The sequence below is a fragment of the Microcystis sp. LE19-131.1A genome (genome assembly GCF_027532015.1).
Classification (GTDB): Bacteria; Cyanobacteriota; Cyanobacteriia; order Cyanobacteriales; family Microcystaceae; genus Microcystis; species Microcystis ichthyoblabe_A.
The window spans coordinates 1-19,121 of the sequence record NZ_JAPZSS010000220.1; the positions used below are offsets into that span (position 1 = coordinate 1).

At 43.2% G+C, this 19,121-nt stretch carries 15 protein-coding genes and 1 pseudogene; 10 read left to right on the forward strand and 6 right to left on the reverse strand.

From position 1 onward, the window contains the following. Positions 1-197 precede the first annotated feature (197 nt). Positions 198-1,427, forward strand: coding sequence for a hypothetical protein (locus tag O9323_RS16080; RefSeq protein ID WP_288125422.1), 1,230 nt, complete (start codon positions 198-200; stop codon positions 1,425-1,427). A gap of 6 nt (positions 1,428-1,433) precedes the next feature. Here O9323_RS16080 and O9323_RS16085 read toward each other — a convergent pair whose 3' ends face one another. Beyond that, complete coding sequence (locus tag O9323_RS16085; protein ID WP_002739611.1) at positions 1,434-1,844, reverse strand: salt stress protein, Slr1339 family; 411 nt, start codon at positions 1,842-1,844, stop codon at positions 1,434-1,436. A gap of 261 nt (positions 1,845-2,105) precedes the next feature. On the opposite strand from O9323_RS16085, the gene O9323_RS16090 reads away from it, so the two are divergent. Next, complete coding sequence (locus tag O9323_RS16090) at positions 2,106-2,303, forward strand: hypothetical protein (protein WP_223210756.1); 198 nt, start codon at positions 2,106-2,108, stop codon at positions 2,301-2,303. Positions 2,304-2,378: 75 nt separating this feature from the next. On the opposite strand, the gene dndD is transcribed toward O9323_RS16090, so the two are convergent. The 3 genes from dndD to O9323_RS16105 form a co-directional block, all read right to left on the reverse strand. Continuing rightward, positions 2,379-4,364 carry a DNA sulfur modification protein DndD gene (gene dndD, locus O9323_RS16095; RefSeq protein ID WP_193978607.1) on the reverse strand — a complete coding sequence of 662 codons (1,986 nt, stop codon included), beginning with the start codon at positions 4,362-4,364 and terminating at the stop codon, positions 2,379-2,381. Positions 4,365-4,528: 164 nt separating this feature from the next. Continuing rightward, entirely contained in the window at positions 4,529-6,166 is a 1,638-nt protein-coding gene (locus tag O9323_RS16100) for a vanadium-dependent haloperoxidase (RefSeq protein ID WP_288125423.1), read from the reverse strand. Between the two features lie 89 nt (positions 6,167-6,255). Further along, on the reverse strand, positions 6,256-6,927 hold the full coding sequence (locus O9323_RS16105) for a hypothetical protein (protein ID WP_288125424.1): 672 nt from the start codon (positions 6,925-6,927) through the stop codon (positions 6,256-6,258). A gap of 815 nt (positions 6,928-7,742) precedes the next feature. On the opposite strand from O9323_RS16105, the gene O9323_RS16110 reads away from it, so the two are divergent. Both O9323_RS16110 and O9323_RS16115 read left to right on the forward strand, forming a co-directional pair. Then, the gene (locus O9323_RS16110; RefSeq protein ID WP_002740056.1) at positions 7,743-8,018 is read left to right on the forward strand and encodes a MoaD/ThiS family protein; all 276 of its coding nucleotides are present in this window, start codon (positions 7,743-7,745) and stop codon (positions 8,016-8,018) included. Positions 8,019-8,148: 130 nt separating this feature from the next. After that, positions 8,149-9,024 carry a hypothetical protein gene (locus O9323_RS16115; RefSeq protein ID WP_045357270.1) on the forward strand — a complete coding sequence of 292 codons (876 nt, stop codon included), beginning with the start codon at positions 8,149-8,151 and terminating at the stop codon, positions 9,022-9,024. A gap of 102 nt (positions 9,025-9,126) precedes the next feature. On the opposite strand, the pseudogene O9323_RS16120 reads toward O9323_RS16115, so the two are convergent. Beyond that, positions 9,127-9,584 (reverse strand): annotated as a pseudogene (locus O9323_RS16120) (ISL3 family transposase); the annotation flags it as partial. A gap of 762 nt (positions 9,585-10,346) precedes the next feature. Here O9323_RS16120 and O9323_RS16125 point away from each other — a divergent pair. The 6 genes from O9323_RS16125 (at position 10,347) to O9323_RS16150 (ending at position 17,531) form a co-directional block, all read left to right on the forward strand. Beyond that, positions 10,347-11,498, forward strand: coding sequence for an acyl-CoA dehydrogenase family protein (locus O9323_RS16125; RefSeq protein WP_080601721.1), 1,152 nt, complete (start codon positions 10,347-10,349; stop codon positions 11,496-11,498). A gap of 102 nt (positions 11,499-11,600) precedes the next feature. Then, the gene (locus tag O9323_RS16130; protein ID WP_002750332.1) at positions 11,601-13,244 is read left to right on the forward strand and encodes an alpha-keto acid decarboxylase family protein; all 1,644 of its coding nucleotides are present in this window, start codon (positions 11,601-11,603) and stop codon (positions 13,242-13,244) included. A gap of 144 nt (positions 13,245-13,388) precedes the next feature. Then, positions 13,389-14,780: an IctB family putative bicarbonate transporter gene (locus O9323_RS16135; RefSeq protein ID WP_043998286.1), complete on the forward strand. Its 1,392-nt coding sequence runs from the start codon at positions 13,389-13,391 to the stop codon at positions 14,778-14,780. Positions 14,781-15,212: 432 nt separating this feature from the next. Continuing rightward, positions 15,213-15,491 (forward strand): protease inhibitor I42 family protein, encoded by a 279-nt coding sequence (locus O9323_RS16140; protein ID WP_288125425.1) that lies wholly within the window; start codon positions 15,213-15,215, stop codon positions 15,489-15,491. A 54-nt stretch (positions 15,492-15,545) separates the two neighbouring features. Then, entirely contained in the window at positions 15,546-16,460 is a 915-nt protein-coding gene (locus O9323_RS16145) for a C1 family peptidase (protein ID WP_002750338.1), read from the forward strand. 159 nt (positions 16,461-16,619) lie between these two features. Beyond that, on the forward strand, positions 16,620-17,531 hold the full coding sequence (locus O9323_RS16150; protein ID WP_002750340.1) for a hypothetical protein: 912 nt from the start codon (positions 16,620-16,622) through the stop codon (positions 17,529-17,531). Between the two features lie 233 nt (positions 17,532-17,764). Here the strand turns inward: O9323_RS16150 and O9323_RS16155 are convergent, their stop codons facing one another. After that, positions 17,765-18,688: an AAA family ATPase gene (locus O9323_RS16155; protein ID WP_002750342.1), complete on the reverse strand. Its 924-nt coding sequence runs from the start codon at positions 18,686-18,688 to the stop codon at positions 17,765-17,767. Positions 18,689-19,121 lie beyond the last annotated feature (433 nt).

The window sequence follows — 19,121 nt, forward strand, 5'->3', positions numbered from 1 at the left end:
TTAAATATTGGAAGAAAGGTAGTCGGAGAGGCCGCCTTTAGCGGGAATCCGATAGAGAGGTTCGTAGTTAACCCAGTACGGGTCAAAGCGTACAAAGCTAATTCTAGATGCAATATTTGCGTACAGAATTAGTAACTATTAATTCCCTTTTTCGAGAAAGTGAATACAATGGGTGGAAAGCGCGTTAAAAAGGTCCTATGAATCGACAAAGACGGCAAAAATCAAGACAATTTTCTCCCCCCAGATATTCTATCTTTCCCTGGGAGCAATGGCGATGGGGAGTGACTTCTTTGGTGATTAGTTTAGTCTTGTCCCTACTGATTTTAAAACTGAATACCTCTAGTCTCTCCACTGCCACCATAGATATTTTAAATCCCTCCACGGTGGGGGAGAATTTGGCCGGTAAGAGCCTAGATGAGTTAGAAAAGCAGAAAATCGCCGAATTTTTGCAAATTACCTCGCCAGAAACCCTCTTAACCCTCGATCGCACCCCTTTGTTTATTCTCCACGACACAGCTTGGAGTATGACTGCGGGTAACATCGAAGAACAGAAAAAATATGCTCGCGGTCCGATGAAATTGGGTCCCAATGTTTACATCCCCCGCAAACAGAATTCCAAGGATAGAGATATTTTAGACTCGATCGCCCGGCCTTTTTTTGAACGTCACCGTCCCACAGCCACTTTTTATGAACAAGCAGCCGAAATGCTGCCCGCAGACACCAGAGATCAATTAGTGCGTCAACTGTGGCAACTTACCCCAGAAACTATCCGCGTCAAGGGTTTTGCAATTGCTTTAGAGGGTGTTCCCTTGAGTACGCGATCGGCCCCTGAGTTAGAAAAAAGGGCGAGAATTTGGTTAAATACGCCTTCAGAAGCCGTCTTTAAGCGTTTAGTCAAAGAATATCCCACAAATTACTTTGATGGGGCAAAAACTACCGCATTATGGGCAACAGAAGCGATTTGTCAGCAGCTATCTCACCCCAATTGCGATCGCTTGCAGCCGGTTTTTGCCGAAAGAAATCGTCGGGTTATCTCCAGCGTTAACATTGAACTGGTACAAGCGCCGGGATCCCACTGTTTGACCAAAGGACGCTTGCAAACCCTCCCCGGTTACAGCGATTTTCAATACCAACAAACGGCGAAATATTATCTCCTCGCAGCCTTACAAACGGGACAACTACCGCAAATTGTCAGCCATTTTGCCGTCGATAGTTTTCTGATTAATCAAGGAAAATATCCCCATTGTGACCCCCGGGGTTTTGATCTACAACGTCTCTACAATCTCATCAGTGAAGCTTTGGATTATGACCCCGGCACTGTTTATGGTATCGTCCCTCGTTACGGCACAAATATTATAGCTGGTGATAATATTTGGTGGCATAATCGAGTTTTTGATGCGGCCAATTTACCCACAACTTTAAATTAGACCTGATCATTTAGAAATATCCACTTCTCCCAAAGCTTCTAGATAGGTAATCGCCGCTTCTAAAGGAGAATCGTAGCTATAGGAAAACTCCTCAAACCAGCGTCCTTCCTCCGATTTGGCATCCAATTTATCTAACCATTGCTTTGCCTTTCTAGTTAAAGCTTCTCGCTTACGCTGCTGTTTTAATGCCGACGCTTTTTCTTTTTCCGCTGCCTCCTGTTGTTCCCTTTCTTGGTTTTCTAAGGCTAAAGCTTTTAAAAGCGCATCGGTAGAAGAATCGCCGGCATAATTAACCTTAAATTCGGCTGGGAAACGCTCTTTTTCTTGGCGAGAAGAAGAGGACGGCATCGGTTTTTCCCGATCCCGTTTCTGGTATTCTGCCTTCATTTGTGCCAGTAAATCTTCTATTTCTCCCATAATGGTCAAGTTAGAAAGTAAAAAGTTAAAAAGATAATTGCTCTGATTGCCTCTGCCTTAATAAGTAGTCATGCAAAATAAATTTCCTAGTGAAGACAGGCAAGAGGCAATAGGCAAGAGGCAAAAGCTTTATCGAAATGTGTAATTAATTTTGCTTAGGTACTTAACTAAGTAGCTAGTTATAATTAAATTGAAGGCTCTTCGGTTTGTGTTATGCAATGGACGGGGGATATAAGGGATGGAACCCTTATGTAGAAAGGCATTTGGCGATTTTTGTCAATTGTTTTTGTTCTAGAGCGAACTAATCAATTAAATCTCTTACCAGATAAGGATTTAGTCGATTTATGCCCCCATATCGAATCATACCAAGTAACGAAGAACCAAATTGAATATGGCACCCCCCTTAATCTCCCCTTGATAAGGGGGGTGCTGATCCCCCCAAAAGCTTGGATTGACTGATAAAATCGAAAGTAATACCCGATGTCTCAAGTTAATCGGGGGAGGATTTTTGGGGAATTTATCTCAGTCATAATTTTACCAAAAGTAGCGGTCGGGGTGAATAGTGGTTTGACGTTGTTGGGAATTGTATTCTAGCAGGTATTTTCTGGCGATTACTTCCTGTTCTTCTAATAAGAGTAGCTCATTTTGTCCAATTTCTGTATCGGTAGAAAGGAGGATGACTTGAGAGGAAGCAGCGGGAAAGTAACGTTCAACTAAATTATAGCGATGGGAAGAATCTAAACGTCCCAGGGGTGTATCGATAGCGATGGGTAAATCTCGTCCGGAAACTCGCGCTAATCCCCACAAAAAAGCGATCGCTAATAGTTGTTTTTCTCCGGCAGAAAGACGGTGTTTAGGCACATTTTGTCCATCGGGACCAAAGAGAGATAGACCAAAAGTATCAGCATCGATCGCTATTTTCTGAACTAGATCGGACTTATGCAATAAATAACGAAAACATTCCGCCACTTCTCCCTCTAATCTATTTAATTTTTTTAAAGTTAAGCGTTCTTTAAATACTTTTAAAGTTTGCTGTGCTTTGACAATAGCATTAACGATATGTTCGTTACTTTGCGATTCTAAAGCTTTCTCACTATAGGCAAATAATTCTTTTTTAGTTTTCTCAATTTTCTTTTTGATTTCCTCATAATTTTTGTGGCTTTGCTCGTATTCTGCTTGAGCATTTAGATACTTTTTCTGAGCGGTTTTTAAGTTATTACTCAGGGTTTCGTATTCTTCGGGAGAGGCTGCTACTGCTAATTCTCGCTCTAAATTATCTAAGTCAGCTTCCAGATTTTTTAATTGTTCTATTGCTTGATGAGCGAGGTTAATTTGTGCCGGTAATTGATGGGTTAAGACTCGATTTAATAACTCGATCGCCTCCTCGTCTAAATCTAAGTAAGAAGTAACCAAAGAATCGTTATCCTCAGCTAAAAACTTATTTTCTTGCTCTAAAAACTCCCTAATATTATCTAATTGTTCTAAAGTTAAACTTAGTTGTTTTAAATAAGCAAGTAACTTTTTATCTCTAGATTCTAAAACCGATTGAGCGACTTGAGCAGATTGAAATTTTAGCTCTTTTTCTCCCTGAATTTTAGCAGCTTCTAGGAGAGGAAAAATTAACTTTAATGGTAAAAATTCCCCTGCCAATTGACCTAAATATTCTCTCTGTTTATCTAACTTTTTATCTACCTCCTTTTTTCTGCTCTCTAATTGACTTCTTTCGGCGGCAATTTTTCCGCCATCAATGCGAAATTTATCCGAGACTGCATCAAAATCATTTCTAACTAAATCTAAATTTTTTTGTTGAGTTTCCATCTCTTGCCTAGCCAATTCTAAATCCTCTTGGTACTGGGCTAATTTTTTCTCAATAGCTTCAATAGTTGCCAGTTCATTTTCTGCTGCTAATAACCGGCGCTTACGACTAGCTAAAATATCGAGATCAACGGCTAATCTTTCCGCTAATTCTAACCCTAATAAAGTCTGCATCGAATCCTTAACGCTGTCAGGAGGTACATCCTGTTCTGCCAATTCTTTTACCTGTTCCCCATCAAATAAAAACAGGTTAGAAATACCCAAAGGTAATAAAGTTTCAATATATTCATCCCAAGTATTTGCTAAGGCAGGATCGGGCCAATCTTCATCTAAAATACCGAGAGTATCCTTACCATCTTTGGGCTGTTTTGTCCAGTATCTAACGATACGATATTGTCGCCATTGTTCATTAACTAGATGTTCAAAAGCCAGTTCAATTCTAGCCTGATCGATGAGGGAAGCTTGATTATTAACTGCTTGACTGAGAAACTCGGCATAACTTAAATTATTGCGAGTAGAACACTTTGCCCGCGCACCATACAAAGCCAAACGAATCGCATCCATTAAAGTAGTTTTGCCGCCGCCATTCATGCCTCCCAAAAGGATAATCGGACAGGGATTGTTATCTTTTTCAGGACGTAAATTAATCACTTGACGACCAGCGTAGGGGCCGAAATTTTGCAAAACTAATTCAGTAAAAATCATTAACAGTCAGGGGTGAGGAGCGGTAATTTCTATCCTAGACAAGTATAACAAGCGATCGGAGCTAATCTCCCTATTTTCGCCTTGTGGGATGGGCAGTTAGGGAGAAAGTAAAATAGAGACGTTGGGGGCAACGTCTCTAGGAAATTTAGCAAAAGGTCTAATTTTTATTTAATTTTGCTTTTTATCAGGCGTGTTAGGGAGAAAATACCGCCTAGGGTCAAGAGGGCGAGAACATTATCCGCTTCTGGAGTAGTAACGCCACCGTTGATAAAGAATTGAGAGCGGTTCCAAACACTGCCCCCCACCCTGCGACCTAAAATTCTGCCTTGAATATCGCCGTCGAGGAAGTGAATACCGCCATAGCGACGGGAAATACCGGCTTCATCCGCCGCTTCTGAGAAAGTATCCCAAAAGAGAGTTACCGGACTCCCCGGAGTGATGCCCGGTTCAAAAGCTGAAGTACCGGGGGCAAAGGTGACAGAACCACCAAAAACATCACTACCAGTGAAAAGACGCAGGATTTCCGCCCCAGCGGCACTAAAGGCACTATGGCCAGAGGTATATTCGGCGAAGGGGGGCGAAGGAGGACCAAAGGGATTCTGGTAGGTGAGAAATTGGGTAGCGGGAATAGTGATTGTGCCTAAACCGGGGCCGCCCCAAGCGTTAATTTCAAAGACTCCATCGCCGTTACTGTCAGTCCCGATTAAACCCAAGCGACCTAACTCGCGAATCACGCGCACGGGACGGGCAGAATTATAGGATAGTTTCGCTTCCCAGGTGGCAATCCCCGCGTCCATAACCGCATTACCGAGGGCGAAGAATAACTGCACATCTTCGTCAAGAGTATTATTATCCCGCTGCGAGATATCTTGCCCGAACTCCATCCATGTACCCGGAGGGAAAGGGGTTCCAGGGCCATCTTCCCAAAATTCGGCGATTAGTTTCTGTTCGTCTGTGAGATTGGCGCTGAATTCCACTACATCAACCGCCTGCTGGATGAAAGCGGGATTGATATCTACTCCCACCAAAGCTGCACTAATAGGAACCACTGTACCATCACCCCTGGTGATCGTTCCCGCCTGTAAATCCGCCGAAGCGTTGGGATCTAACAGAAAACGGATGATTTCGGGGGGACGGTATTGAGCATTATCGGTTAAAGAGAAGGATTGCACCGTTCCCCAATGGGGGGTGAGATAGTTTTGTAGTGCTGAACCAGAATCGATGGGAACACTCTCTGGAGTCCAGAGTTCGATATTGACCACTTGAGTGGGAGTGTTGGGGGTGCTGTAACCGATGGTATCAACGTAACCGTTTAACTGGTTAGAACCGTCATTACGACGGGCATTCATCAGCGTGGCGGCGATGGTGTTACCGATTCCCGCTGCCGTGGTGGTATCGGTGCTGGTATTGTTGGGGTCGTAACCGAGACTATTCATCCGAGCAGTCAAATTAGCCGTTTGTGTGGGTAGCAGTTCCGTTAACACCCGATAGGCGGCAAAACTAATCGCTTCCTGTTTATTGGCTTGAGTATTTTCGCTCGTAGGACGTTGTAAAGTATCTCCCAGAACGGTACTAATGGGGGTAGCTTCGTAGGCTGACCAAGCATTGTACATAGCAGTGCTAAGGATGCCATAGAGCCGAGAAGCTACCGTTGGTCCCTGGGGTTGATTTCTAACACCTTGAGTGGCGGCACCAATCCAATCACTGGCCACCGTGACCGCTTGAGCAGATGATACTGGCAGCAAGGCAGTGGAAGCAATCCCTAAAGGGAAAAGGGTTAAAGACAGTATTTTTTTGTACATAACCGGCAAATGGGAATAAATGGGCGGAAAGCGGGGAAAAACAGACCAAGAGAAGGATTATCCCTCAGATAATTTCAATTCAGGCCAGCTTAGTTTTTGGGTCTTTGGACTCTCGATAAAATTCCCAGGGTTCCCAAGACAACTAACCCCACAGAAACGGAAGGTTCAGGAACAGGGGTTGAAAAAACCGCTAACTGCTCATCACGACAGGGGAAAAGACCATCCCCTGGGGTAAGGGTACAGCCACCATTAAAGGTGGTTAACTGTGCTTGTAACAGTGCGGGGTCGCTACTAGCTGGTCCATGGTCGCGAACTACGTTCCACACTTCTGCTGTCAAGGGATTGAATAACCCATTACCAAACAACACTTGATTAGGATTAGGCAGTTGACCGATACCGACTTGAGCAGAGAAATTACCTAGTCCATTTAAACCAATTACTTCTCCATCGGCAAAAAATGCCGAAGCATTGACGGTAGGATTGAAGAAGTCGTCTTCACCACAACCCCCGACGCAAAACTCAGGGTTATTGAAGATAACCCACCACATGGTATAGGCGGCCCCAGGGGATAAATTGCTAGTGGACACGGTACTGGCAATTCCAGTCGCCGTTCTAGTTAGGGTTCCCGTGGAACCAGCAACGGTGCCGCTATTAACCAAGTCTAAAAGAGATACGTTTTGAACGAGAGCCGCTTGCGCTGGGGAGGTAGCGACAAATGCGCCTAGTAAAGCGATGGTAGAAACTGTTAATTTTTTGCTCATTTTGGGCTTTGAATTTGTACTATATCAGTTGATTAGCAGCAGAACTTTTGCGGAAGCATTAGCGGGGCTACTCCCAAAGACAGATGACTAACTTTTCTGCTCAGTCTAAGCGCATTTATGCCCAGCGTCAAGTTAAGTTTTTTTAAAAGATTGCATCGTACTGTAGGGGGAGGCAAAGCTTAAAAAAAGCTCAAGTACAGCGATTCTCATTTTGAAAGGATTTTGCGTTGTTTCAGCGATCTAGAGATTCGTTAAGAATTATTAACCCCTCTAGGTGCAAGGGTTTTAATGTCATGAAACCTTAAAATGAGAATTGCTGGCTCAAGTAAGCTCCGATGGACAAAACTGGCTGGATAAGTTTTCCACAGAAATAATCCTTGGGCTGCCCATTTTCCCTTTTTTTGATGACTCCTCAGTAGATTACTTTGGTTCTTCCGAACTTACACTGTAGAAAATTCCTCAAGCTCCCTCTCTGCACAGCAAGGCTCTAAAGTTGATAAATATCAATCTAACAAAAACTCAAAGCCTTAGTGTACAAACTTTACAAGCATGAGTTATTGATAGTTTTACATGACAGGGTCGGTAGAGCCATTACTTTTTTCAAAACTATACCTATCAATCGTTTCGGACTCTTTTAAGTTTTCTATCTTTTTGTTAAGAAATGTACACATAATGGAGGTAATAAGGGAGAGGGCAGTATCATGACACAAGATGAAGATAATTGCCAATTCAGGTCTAAATTGGCAAATCAATTTTCACGGAATAAATCTCAAAAAGCTTGTATTCCTGATCAGTAAGACAAGAGGAACACCACAATGACCACCTTAAACATTGCATTTTCTGGAACTCTCCTACGATTTGTGGACTACCAAAAAGAAGTTTCCCTAGAAGCGGAAACCATCTCCAAAGCTTTACGGACTCTCACGGAAAAATATCCCTCTTTAACGGCTTCTCTCTACGATGCGAATGGCGAAGTTCGCAAAGTTCATCGACTTTTTTTAAATGGGGAACAGCTTTTCTCGAATGAATTAGACCGCAGTATTCAAGAAAATGATCGCTTGCAAATTTTAACGGCAATTGCTGGTGGTTAATTAAAAATATTAAATAATTCCCAGCTTTAACTATCAACAGGGAAGATTAACTGTTTCGTCGGGCAGGTTTATCTACTTACTTCCCTAGTCTTATTTTATTGCCACAAAATCTTTAGCCGAGGACGACAAAATGGTTAGTACAGTTGCCGCAACTACTCCCACTTCATCCCCACCGAGAACCAGTGAACTTACTCTCGCCGCCTGTCCGACTTTATTCACTCCCTTGCAGATGCACCAGCGAGAACTTTTGCGCTTAGGATTAAATGGTTGGGCGGGATGGTTGCGCGATCACTTGATGAGTATTCAAAAGTTAGTGGAAAACTACCAAACCAGTATGGTAGTTGCCATGGCCCATCTGCGCTACATCAAAAATGTCACTTTTCACGATTGCGAAACGATTCAACTCGTCACCCGTGCCAGTTGCATTAAGGGGGGAGTATTATTAGAAATGCCCTCTAGTATCTTGGCTGATAATCAAGAAGTGGCACAGGTAAAAATCAGTTTACGTCCAGTAACAATCACCGATCAAGTGAGTTTAGGGGCAAAACCGGGGCGATTGCCGGCGGAAGTGATGAATTTATTCTCGGAAGAAGAAATCTCGAAAAATCTCGAACGTCCAGTCCAAAAATTAACTAAACAAATTGAAGAACAAAAACAGGGTGAATTAATCGCAGAAGGTCGTTATCCCTTCCAATTGCACCGCTATGCTCTTGATTTTGCCGATCAATGGGCTTTTATGGAAGCGGCAGCCTATATTAATGCTAGTCGGGAAAAACTGGTTCTTGGCCAAGGTAGCAAACAACCGGCTCTGAAAGTGGGTTTCAGTCATCCCCTACAACAAATAGATATCGAACTGCACAAACCCTATTTTCTGCTTGATGAAGGAGTTGTGGACACGAAAGTCTATCTTTGGCAGCACCGAGTAGTTTTTATCCATCGCTTACTAGGTTACGGCACGGGGGTGGAAGAGAGTTACGCCACGGCGATCGAACAATTTGACCAGTAATCATCTAAAATCTCGCCAAAAACAGCGATCGGTCAATTGAGTACCGATCGCTGAGTAGGGTTTGCGGCAAAAAGATGGCTCTTCGTTACTCTTTATGCTAAATCAACAGACAAGATGCCTAGATAACATACTTCTAACCCAAAAATTCCGTTTCTAAAGCCATAGCCTCTCCGTTTTATTAGTTTCAGTTTATTGTTGATTCCCTCGACCACCCCATTCGTTGTCCTTCGCTCGAAATAACTAATTATTTCTCCAAAACAGTTTCGGATTGTTTGACAACTCTTGGTAAAAACAATGGAGGATTTTGCCAACCATTCCGAGATAGATAGCATTCCCTCTGTCGGATTCTTTGAGGTTTCGTAAATCCTTCTGAATTCTTCCTTTAATTCCTGCATCTCTTTCAAATTTGGAAAATTTTCTTTGATAGCTTCTAGTTTGAGTTTTTGGGGTTCCGTTAAATCTTCTTCATTTTTTAACAGGCTATATTTACTTCGCTTTAAAACTTCTAGTTTTGCTTCTTTTTCCCCTTTCTGTTTTTTATTTTTCTGCGCTTCTGCCGTTGCTTTTTTATTTTTCGATTCGATTCGGAAAACTATACCGATATTTTCTAGGTGTCGATAGCCTTGAATAGAGGTTCCTTCTAGGTTCAAAAATTTGTCAAGTATCATAAGTAGGGTTTGCTGAAAAAGTTTGTTGGTGGGGTTAGGAGTCAGGAGTCAGGAGTCGGGAGTCAGGAGTTTCAGGCTTTGTTGCCCCTCTTTCGTACTAGCTTATGTACTATAGCAAGGATAATGCAAGGTTTTTGAGGATACCAATCCGATTTTCGCAGCATGAACATTGGATTTTAACAGGTCAAAAGCCTTATTTTAAAAAGGTTTTACCATTATTCAGCAAACCCTAAGTAAAATACTCTGGTTTTTGGCTATTATATCAAATCTTAACTCAATTGTCTATCTTTTGGCATTAACCTGTTTGTGCCTAAAATCTTTCCCTGTATGGGTTTCAGTTATTTTTGGGCATAGGCTCTCTGATCAAATTTTATTTTAAGTTAATTATTTGCATAACAATTACCGAAGAGCCGTACTTTTTGATTTCCAAAAAGTCTAAAAGTTTTACCCAACAAGGTTTTTAGATTTATTCAGCCAGCCCTAGATACTGTCCTCGATTCAAGCGGCCATGTCTAGCCCCTGGTCTCCACCGCTTAAACTGTCTGTTTGTCAAGTACAATTTATACAAAATAAGTGCGATTGCCCTGCTAAGTATATAGGGACAAAAAAATCCTTATCCGGAAAAAATTGAGACAAGAGGTTGATAAAAACATCATGAATCGTACCCTAGCCAAAAAAATAGCAGCAGAAGTCGATAGTCGTTTTGGCAATTTTATTCGCAAACGCATTAACCCCGGAGTTTTAGAACGGGATGCCAATGGTACTTGTATACCAGAAGATATTTTTGCCGAAGCTTGTCGTTTAGGGATGACTCCCTATCCTGTGACTCAAGAATTAGGAGGTGGAGGGGCTGATCAGCTATCCTGGGGAATGATGCTCGATCGAGTCGGTTATCTCTGTCAAGATCTATCCTTTCCCTTCGTGATTTCTCTGCGCGGTTCGGTGATGAGAATGATCTACAAGTCAAAACGACAGGACTTGATCGAACGTTACCTGAAGCCGATGATCGCGGGGAAAAGAGCACCCGCTTTTGCCTATACCGACGGTGCGGATCCTTTTTCCTTTAACACCTGCGTCAGAGAAACCCAAGGCGGATATATCCTTTCTGGCAAAAAACTTTTCACCACTGGCGGTTACAATGCTGATACGTTTATGACCTATGCCCGTCATAAAACGGATAGTTTTGACGATCTTAAGGTTTTTTTGGTGGAAAAAGAATTCCCCGGAGTGGAAATTGTTCCCTTACCCATGGCAGGATGGCGCGCTGCTGGCATCTCAACGGTACATTTTCATGATGTTTTTCTTCCCCATGACTCGGTGATGGTGGCGGCCGATGGGTTAAGTCATGTGCAGGAATTTTTAAACGCCCGTCGTTCTATCTTGGTTAGTCCCGTTTTGGGCAGAATGGAGGCAATTTTGGAAGATTGTGTCAAAAGTCTCAGTCATTCCATCCGTTACAATCGACCCTTAACCGCTATGCAATCGGTACAGGCAGAGATCGGTAAAATGTATAAACTGCTAGAAACCAGTCGCTCGATCGTCTATCAATCCCTAGAAGCTGAGGCCTCTGGTCAGGTAGATCCTCTCTGGGAACCGATTACTAGCTTAGCTAAATCCTATGCTACCGACAGTGCCATCGAATTAGTTTTGATTGCCCAACGTTTGTTAGGAGGGGCAGGACAACTGAAAACTAACCATTACGAGCGTTATTTGCGAGATTTCTGCGGTTTAATCCCCGGAGGTGGCGCTCAAGGTACTCTAGATGTAGATCTGGGAGTTGCTATCATTAGTAAATATGATATGTAAGTTAGTCGGTCTTTTCCTAGCAAGAGCGGTCGGCATTTTGGCTGAAAGTGAGTAAGGAAAATTCCGCACCGACACCCTGCTCATCTTTGCGAGAAAATTGCTATGATCACCATCGGCGAATATTTATTCCAGTGTCTCCATAGTTTAGGGGTTAATCATATTTTTGGGGTGCCGGGGGATTATGTCCTCGATTTGATGGATGTTTTGGTGGAAAGTCCGATCGAATTAGTTTGCACCTGTAATGAGCTTAACGCAGGTTATGCCGCCGATGCCTACGCGCGAGTTAAAGGTATGGGTGCTGTCTGTGTCACCTACGGAGTCGGGGGGTTTAGCCTCGTTAATGCTGTGGTCGGTGCTTACGCTGAAAGAGTTCCCCTGGTGGTGATTAGTGGAGCTTCCGATCGCTCGATTCGCCGGGATAATTTATTATTACACCACACCACGGGCGATTATAATCTGCAATTTTCCATCATGGAAAAAGCCACGGTTGCCTCGGTTATTCTCACTAATTCCGCCCAAGCAGCTAGTCAAATCGATCAAACTTTAGCCGCTTGTTTGCATCACAAACGTCCCGTGTATATCGAAATTCCCCGGGATCTGGTCTATCGTCCCTGTATCCCCTCAGAAAATCCAATTTATTTAACCGATAATCTCACGGATACCGCCGCTTTAGAAGAAGCCATTGAAGAAGCGGTTTTTTTATTAGAAAAAGCGGAAAAACCAATTATTTTAGCGGGGGTAGAATTCCATCGGTTTAAACTCCAAGATAAGTTGCTGAAACTTTTAGAAGTAACGGGTTATCCCTTAGCTACCACTATCTTAGGTAAGTCGTCAATTTCGGAAATGCAGCCGCAATTTATCGGCACTTATGTGGGAGCATTAAGTCGCGAATACGTTAGTCAACGGGTGGAAAATGCCGATTGTGTCCTCTGTTTAGGAGCGATTATGTCCGATATGAATTTAGGGGGATTTACGGCTAATTTAAATCCCAATAATTTGATTAATGCCAATTCCGAGAAAGTAAAAATTAAACATCACTTTTACCAACCAGTATTCTTAGGGGATTTTATCGATGGTTTAATTGATAAACTAAGTCACAAAGAAGCGGCTACACTAGAGATTAAACCCGCGGCCGAATTGAAGGATTTAGAATTCATCGCCGTGCCGGAGCAAAAATTAACTAATGCTCGTTTTTATAAGCGAATGAATCATTTTATCGCTCAAGAATCTTTTGTTATTTCCGATACAGGGGACGCAATTATTGCCACGATTGATTTATTAATGCCTCAAAAAACTGACTTTATTGGTCAAGCATTTTATCTCTCTATTGGTTATTCAATTCCCGCCTGTTTAGGAGTAGCTTTTGCCGCACCCAATACTCGTCCTATCGTCTTTGTGGGTGATGGTGCTTTTCAAATGACCGCCCAAGAACTTTCGACAATTATCCGTCACCATCTCAATCCAATTATCTTTTTAATTAATAACGACGGTTACACGATCGAGCGGGTAATTCAGGATAATATTTATAATGATCTACAACCGTGGAAATATCATCAATTACCGGCAGTATTTAACGGGGAAAGTTGGAGTTGTCAAGTCAGGACAGAAGGGGAATTAGAAAAGGCTTTATCGATTGCCCAGGGTAACATCGATCGCCTATCATTTATTGAAGTACATCTCGATCGTTTTGACTGTTCCCAAGGCTTAACTCGTTTAGGTCAAGCTTTACGTTCACCCCATGCTTAAACTGGTTATGCTATTAGGTTTTGACTGTGTGAAGCTGCCCTAAGACACCAGACTGAAACTCTTTTCGCTCCCAAGAGTCAACAATTAAGATACAATCGGTATCTTAATCAAAGTGTGATGGTGACAACCGCAACTAAAAACCCTATGAATGCTTTTTGGAAACAAATCACCCTACTGAACTTTTCCCCCGCTTCTTGGTCAAAATATAGCTATCTGCATCGTTTCGTCGGCCTTTTTAGTCAATGGCGACAGGGTAGCCGGTTTGTGGAGTGGACAGAACTGATGGGTGCGCTGTTAATCTCTCTTCTTATCGCCACTGCGCCGTTTTTCTCCACCAGTCAAATCGGGTTTTTATTGTTAGCAATAGCGGGTTATTGGCTACTCTTAACCCTTGTGGATGAAGGCAAAATCGGGGTGACACCGATTCACATTTTAGTGCTTTTATACTGGGGAATTGCCACGGTTTCCACGGCTTTTTCTCCCGTTAAAACCGCAGCTTTGGAAGGATTAATTAAATTAACTCTCAATCTCATCTTTTTTGCCTTTACTGCCCGAATTATGCGCTCACCACGCCTAACAAATTGGATTCTGACTACTTTAGTTTTAACCGCTTTAGCAGTCAGCGTTTACGGCATTCGTCAGCAAATTTTTGGTGCGGAACAGTTAGCAACTTGGAACGATCCCACCTCAGAATTAGCGGGGGATACTAGGGTTTATAGCTATCTCGGTAATCCTAATTTATTAGCTAGTTATTTATTCCCTGGTATTGCTTTTAGCGGTGCGGCATTATTTGTGTGGCAGGGATGGCTACCGAAAATTTTAGCGGCTTTATTAACTTTAGCCAATGCCGCTTGTTTATTTTTTACCGAGAGTCGTGGCGGTTGGATTGGTTTGATGGTCTTAGGAATTGTCTTCTTATTGCTATTATTTTATTGGTTCAAAAACTATCTATCCTTATTTTGGCAAATATGGCTTTTACCCTTAGTTTTAGGGGGTTTAGCCGTGGTGATTTTAGGGGCGATTTTATTGGTGGATCCGCTGCGAATTCGGGTGATGAGTATTTTCGCTGGCCGGGAAGATAGTAGTAATAACTTTCGGATTAATGTTTGGGATGCAGTTATCCGCATGATTCAAACTTATCCGCTTTTGGGCATCGGACCGGGTAATGATGCTTTTAAGAAAATTTACCCCCTATTCATGAAGCCAAAATACACGGCTTTAAGTGCCTATTCTGTGCTATTAGAAATTATGGTAGAAACGGGAATTATTGGTTTTACCTGTTTCCTCTGGTTATTAGTCACGACTATCGGCCAAGGCATCCATCAAATTAAACTTTTACGCGATAAAATGGATAGTCAAGGCTTTTGGTTAATCGGGGCAATTGCCGCTATGGCTGGAATTCTTGCCCACGGTTTTTTTGATACGGTTTGGTATCGTCCCCAAGTTAGTACCCTCTGGTGGTTAGTTTTGGGTTTAATTGCTAGTCGTTGTTATTCCCCCGCTAGGGATTTTGAGCGTGGCAATTCCCTCCTCTAGGGGGGCGAAATGGGGGAGCATTGAGGAGTTATTTCAAATTACGGATAGGAATGCTCTGAAGGGTATTTTAAGCTCGTGTAGGCGCAGGCGAGGGGGATTATTAAGAAAAATCACAAATCTTTCATCCTACCATCTCTCGGTGGCCAAAGCAAGAGATAATTAAATTAGATCGTTTCCCAGTTTGTTCCGCGCTTGGCGCGATTTCCCAACTGCAATAACGAGAGTAAATCCCTGTGGCCGTTATAGAGACGAGGGAGGAAAATAATGGATCGTTCTCTTAAGTGGGCCGTTGCGATTGTCATAACTCTAATCCTCGTGCTTTCCCCGGTCTTTTCCCAGGGCTGTGGGGCAACCAAGTGGAACCCGAAAGGAGGGAACGGTCAAGATACAATGCTAACCCTTACTCGCACTGACAACGGCAAATCCATCACCATGCAGGTCAACGACCTACTGCTACTGTCCCTCGACGAGAATCCCACCACTGGCTTTCAGTGGGCGGTCGATGGTGGCGGGAGCGATTTAGTGGAGCTGCAGTCCTCTGAGTATCTACCTGCCAGGGAGTCGAAAGTCGGCGGGGGCGGTCAGAGAGTCCTGACCTTTAAAGCGCAACGGGCTGGGATAGGCCAACTAAGGCTTAAGCTTTGGCGAGAGTGGCAAGGAGAACCGTCAATTGTCGAACGATTTACTGTCACGCTCCAAGTCCGAGAGTAAAGGCTTCTCAGATAGCCAAGGGCTAGTGAGTAACGACTTAGGAGGAAAAGAAAAATGAGTGAAACATTTGTAATTCCCGCAATGGGATGGTTGCCCGACTATCCCGATATTCGTGATGTCACTTTTCAATCTGAACGCGTACCGTCCAAACTGCAAGCTTTGGGACAGCCATCTGTCAAGCAAATGCTGGCCAAAGTGGGAGCAACGACATCTGCCCCAGCAGCGCTGCCAACCAGCGTGGACTTGAGGCCGTGGTGTTCCCCCATCGAGGATCAAAAAACTATCGGTTCTTGTACGGCCCACGCCGGTGTCGGACTGGTGGAGTATTTTGAGCGGCGAGCTTTTGGCAAACACCTCGATGCTTCCAGACTCTTCCTCTACAAAGTGACGCGCAACTTGCTCAAATGGACGGGAGATACGGGGGCTTTCTTGCGCTCAACAATGTACGCCCTCACCTTGTTTGGCGTACCACCAGAAGAATACTATCCCTACAATACCGCTGATTTTGACAAAGAGCCGTCGGCATTCTGCTACGCTTTTGGCCAAAGCTATCAGGCGATTTCCTACTACCGCCTCGACCCCCCAGGAACGACACGGAGCAACCTATTAACTCAGATTAAAACCTACTTGGCAAATGGGCTGCCCTCAATGTTTGGCTTTACTGTTTACAGTTCTATCAGTCAGGCCAACACCAATGGCGGTAAGATACCTTATCCAACTCGCGGCGAACGGGTTGAAGGCGGTCACGCCATTGACGCAGTTGGTTACGACGACAACCTCAAGATCAAGAACACCAATGTGGGTGGCATTGAAACCACCGGTGCCTTGCTGATTCGCAACTCCTGGGGGACTGGCTGGGGAAGTGCTGGCTACGGCTGGCTGCCCTACAAGTACGTCCTCGATGGTCTGGCAACTGATTGGTGGTCGCTAATCAAGAGTGAATGGATCGATACGGGACAGTTCGGATAGGAGACCGATTCGATAAGGTGTGAGGGGCAAAATAAAGGCTTCTGGTGAGTTTTTTCAGAATAGGGGGGACGCTGGGAAAACTCACCGTTTGTTGAATTTTTTAGGGTATGCAGACTAGATCATAAATCGATGCTATCCAGAGCTTAGAGGGTATGAATTATGAATAATAATAAAGATAAAAACGATAAGAAAGATAAAAAGGATTTCTGGGATATTAGTAAAATCGTGGTAACTTTATTATTTACAACTATAGGAGGAGCTATAGGAGGAACGTTTACAGGTCTAACCAATTATTATTTCCGTCAACAAGAACTCGATATAAAGAGAGTTGAAACGGTAGAAAAATTTATGCCTTATTTAGTAGGTGAAATCAATGGACGAACCATTCCTAATGCTCAGGTAGCCAAAGAAAATACCATTATAGTTATTGCATCTTTAGGACATGAAGAATTAGCAATTAACTTAGCACGACTTAATCCCAGTTACACATCTATTCTCATCCTTAAGAAAATTATTCTGAAATCAATGCCTCTAGATACCCATCCGAAAAACAACAATGCTAAAGCTACAGATAGGGCTCTTGAAGCAGTTGAGGCTATTGGAGAAATAGCGAAAGCAAAGATTGATTTAGCATCAGAATCGACAGCTGTGTTACAAAATATAAACAAATTATATGCCATGCAATCTGAAGAGCTTGCAAGTAAAGCTATGGATGTTTTACAAGGGGTAACTCCATTTGCACACAATCGATATCCAGAAGCAACATCGATTAAAAAATGGGCTATTGTAATTAGCAGCGATACTAATTTAGAAGGTGCAAAATATGAAAAAGATCAAGCACTAAAAAAACGAAAAAGCTGGATAGATAAAGTCTTAAAAGAAGGAGAGGTTAATATTTATAAACGCAAAGAATTCTATGCTACAGTTGTTGAAGGTATTAACGAGAGTAATAAAGTTAAAACCTTGAGCTATTGGCAGAACGGATTTAGACCAAGCTCCTTTGTCATTGATTTTAACGATTGGTGTAAAAACCCGTCTGAGGATAAAGGTGGATATTTTGAATGCGAGTAAGCATCAAAGCCAGCTGTGATCGGGTGATAATTTTTAGAGATGTCCACTTTTGGTTCCACACTGTGAACAAAACATTGTTTTCTCCTGAGAGCAGATTTTCCCTGGACTCACTAAATATTTTTTACCCAAGCCTTTAGTTAGCTAAGGTAATACTAGCAATTAATGGATCGGCTCTACCAATTTGGCAGAATTTAGAAATACCCTATAACTTACCGTTCATCGATAACTGAAATTTAAGCACAGATGCGATCCTCGATCGCCACCGATTGTAGAAGTCTTTCCACGATAGCTTTAGCTTGACGACCGTGACTAGGAATCAGACGATGGCAGAAGACATAGGGAGTGATAAACTTAACATCATCGGGGATAGCATAATCGCGACCTTCCAAGAAAGCGTAAGCTTGAACTGCTTTTTGCAAAACCACACAACCCCGGGGACTGACTCCTAAACTAATATCTTCATGATCACGGGTAGCGCGGACTAAATCGACAATATATTGCTGTAAAGCAGGAGCTACCCGGACCAGACTGACTAATCTTCGCAATTCTCCCACCTGTTCTAGGGAAATACAAGCTTCTAGGGATTTAACCGTCTCTTGAGAATGCTGTCTTTGTAACATTTTTAATTCTTCTGTGGCGCTGGGATAACCCAAACTCAGGCAAACGGCAAAACGGTCCATTTGTGCTTCTGGAAGCGGAAAAGTGCCTTGATATTCGATCGGGTTTTGGGTGGCGATAACAAAGAAGGGTTGGGGGACTAGCCGCGCTTCTCCATCGACGGTAACTTGTTTTTCTTCCATGACTTCTAGAAGTGCCGATTGAGTGCGCGGTGTGGCCCGGTTGATTTCATCGGCCAGCAGGACGTTAGCAAAAGCGGGGCCGGGGATAAATTCAAATTCGCGACTGTTGGGGTTCCAAATCGTCGTTCCCGTGATGTCACTAGGAAGGAGGTCGGGGGTGCATTGTACCCGTTGGAAACGACCGTTAATTGAACGCGCTAAGGATTTAGCTAACAGGGTTTTGCCGACTCCGGGTACATCTTCGAGGAGAGCGTGGCCACCACTGAGTAAAGCCACCAGCACAATGCGAATCGATTCGGTTTGGCCGACGATGCTCTGGCTCAAATTTTCCATCAAAATATCAATAGCGTCTCTCATAGCACAAATGGGGTATTTTGTCAAGAAGATTAATGTTAAGTTTTTTTGATCTTAACGATTCTTTTCCTAATTTGCCCACACTAGGGAGGAAAGTTGACAGACAATGGCGGGAAATTTTCTCCTAGAGAATTACAGAGAATGATTGATCCTATAATAACGGGAAAATCCTCAGAGTGAGGAACTCGCATGAAACCAGCATCCCTGATTCAACTAACCGATAGTCTGAAAGCCCTTTATACCTGGACTTCCCCGTTGACAAAAAGCCATAACCTGTGCTGTAGAAGGGATTAAGAGAATTTCCGCCGCCCCGTTACTGGGTACAAATCAGGGAAACTCCCAATAAATCTAACGCTTTTTGTTGCAGTTGGGTCGGTCGAGTTATCTTAGAAAAACGATAACTTCCCTCCCTAATCGTACATTCCACTGTATTCAA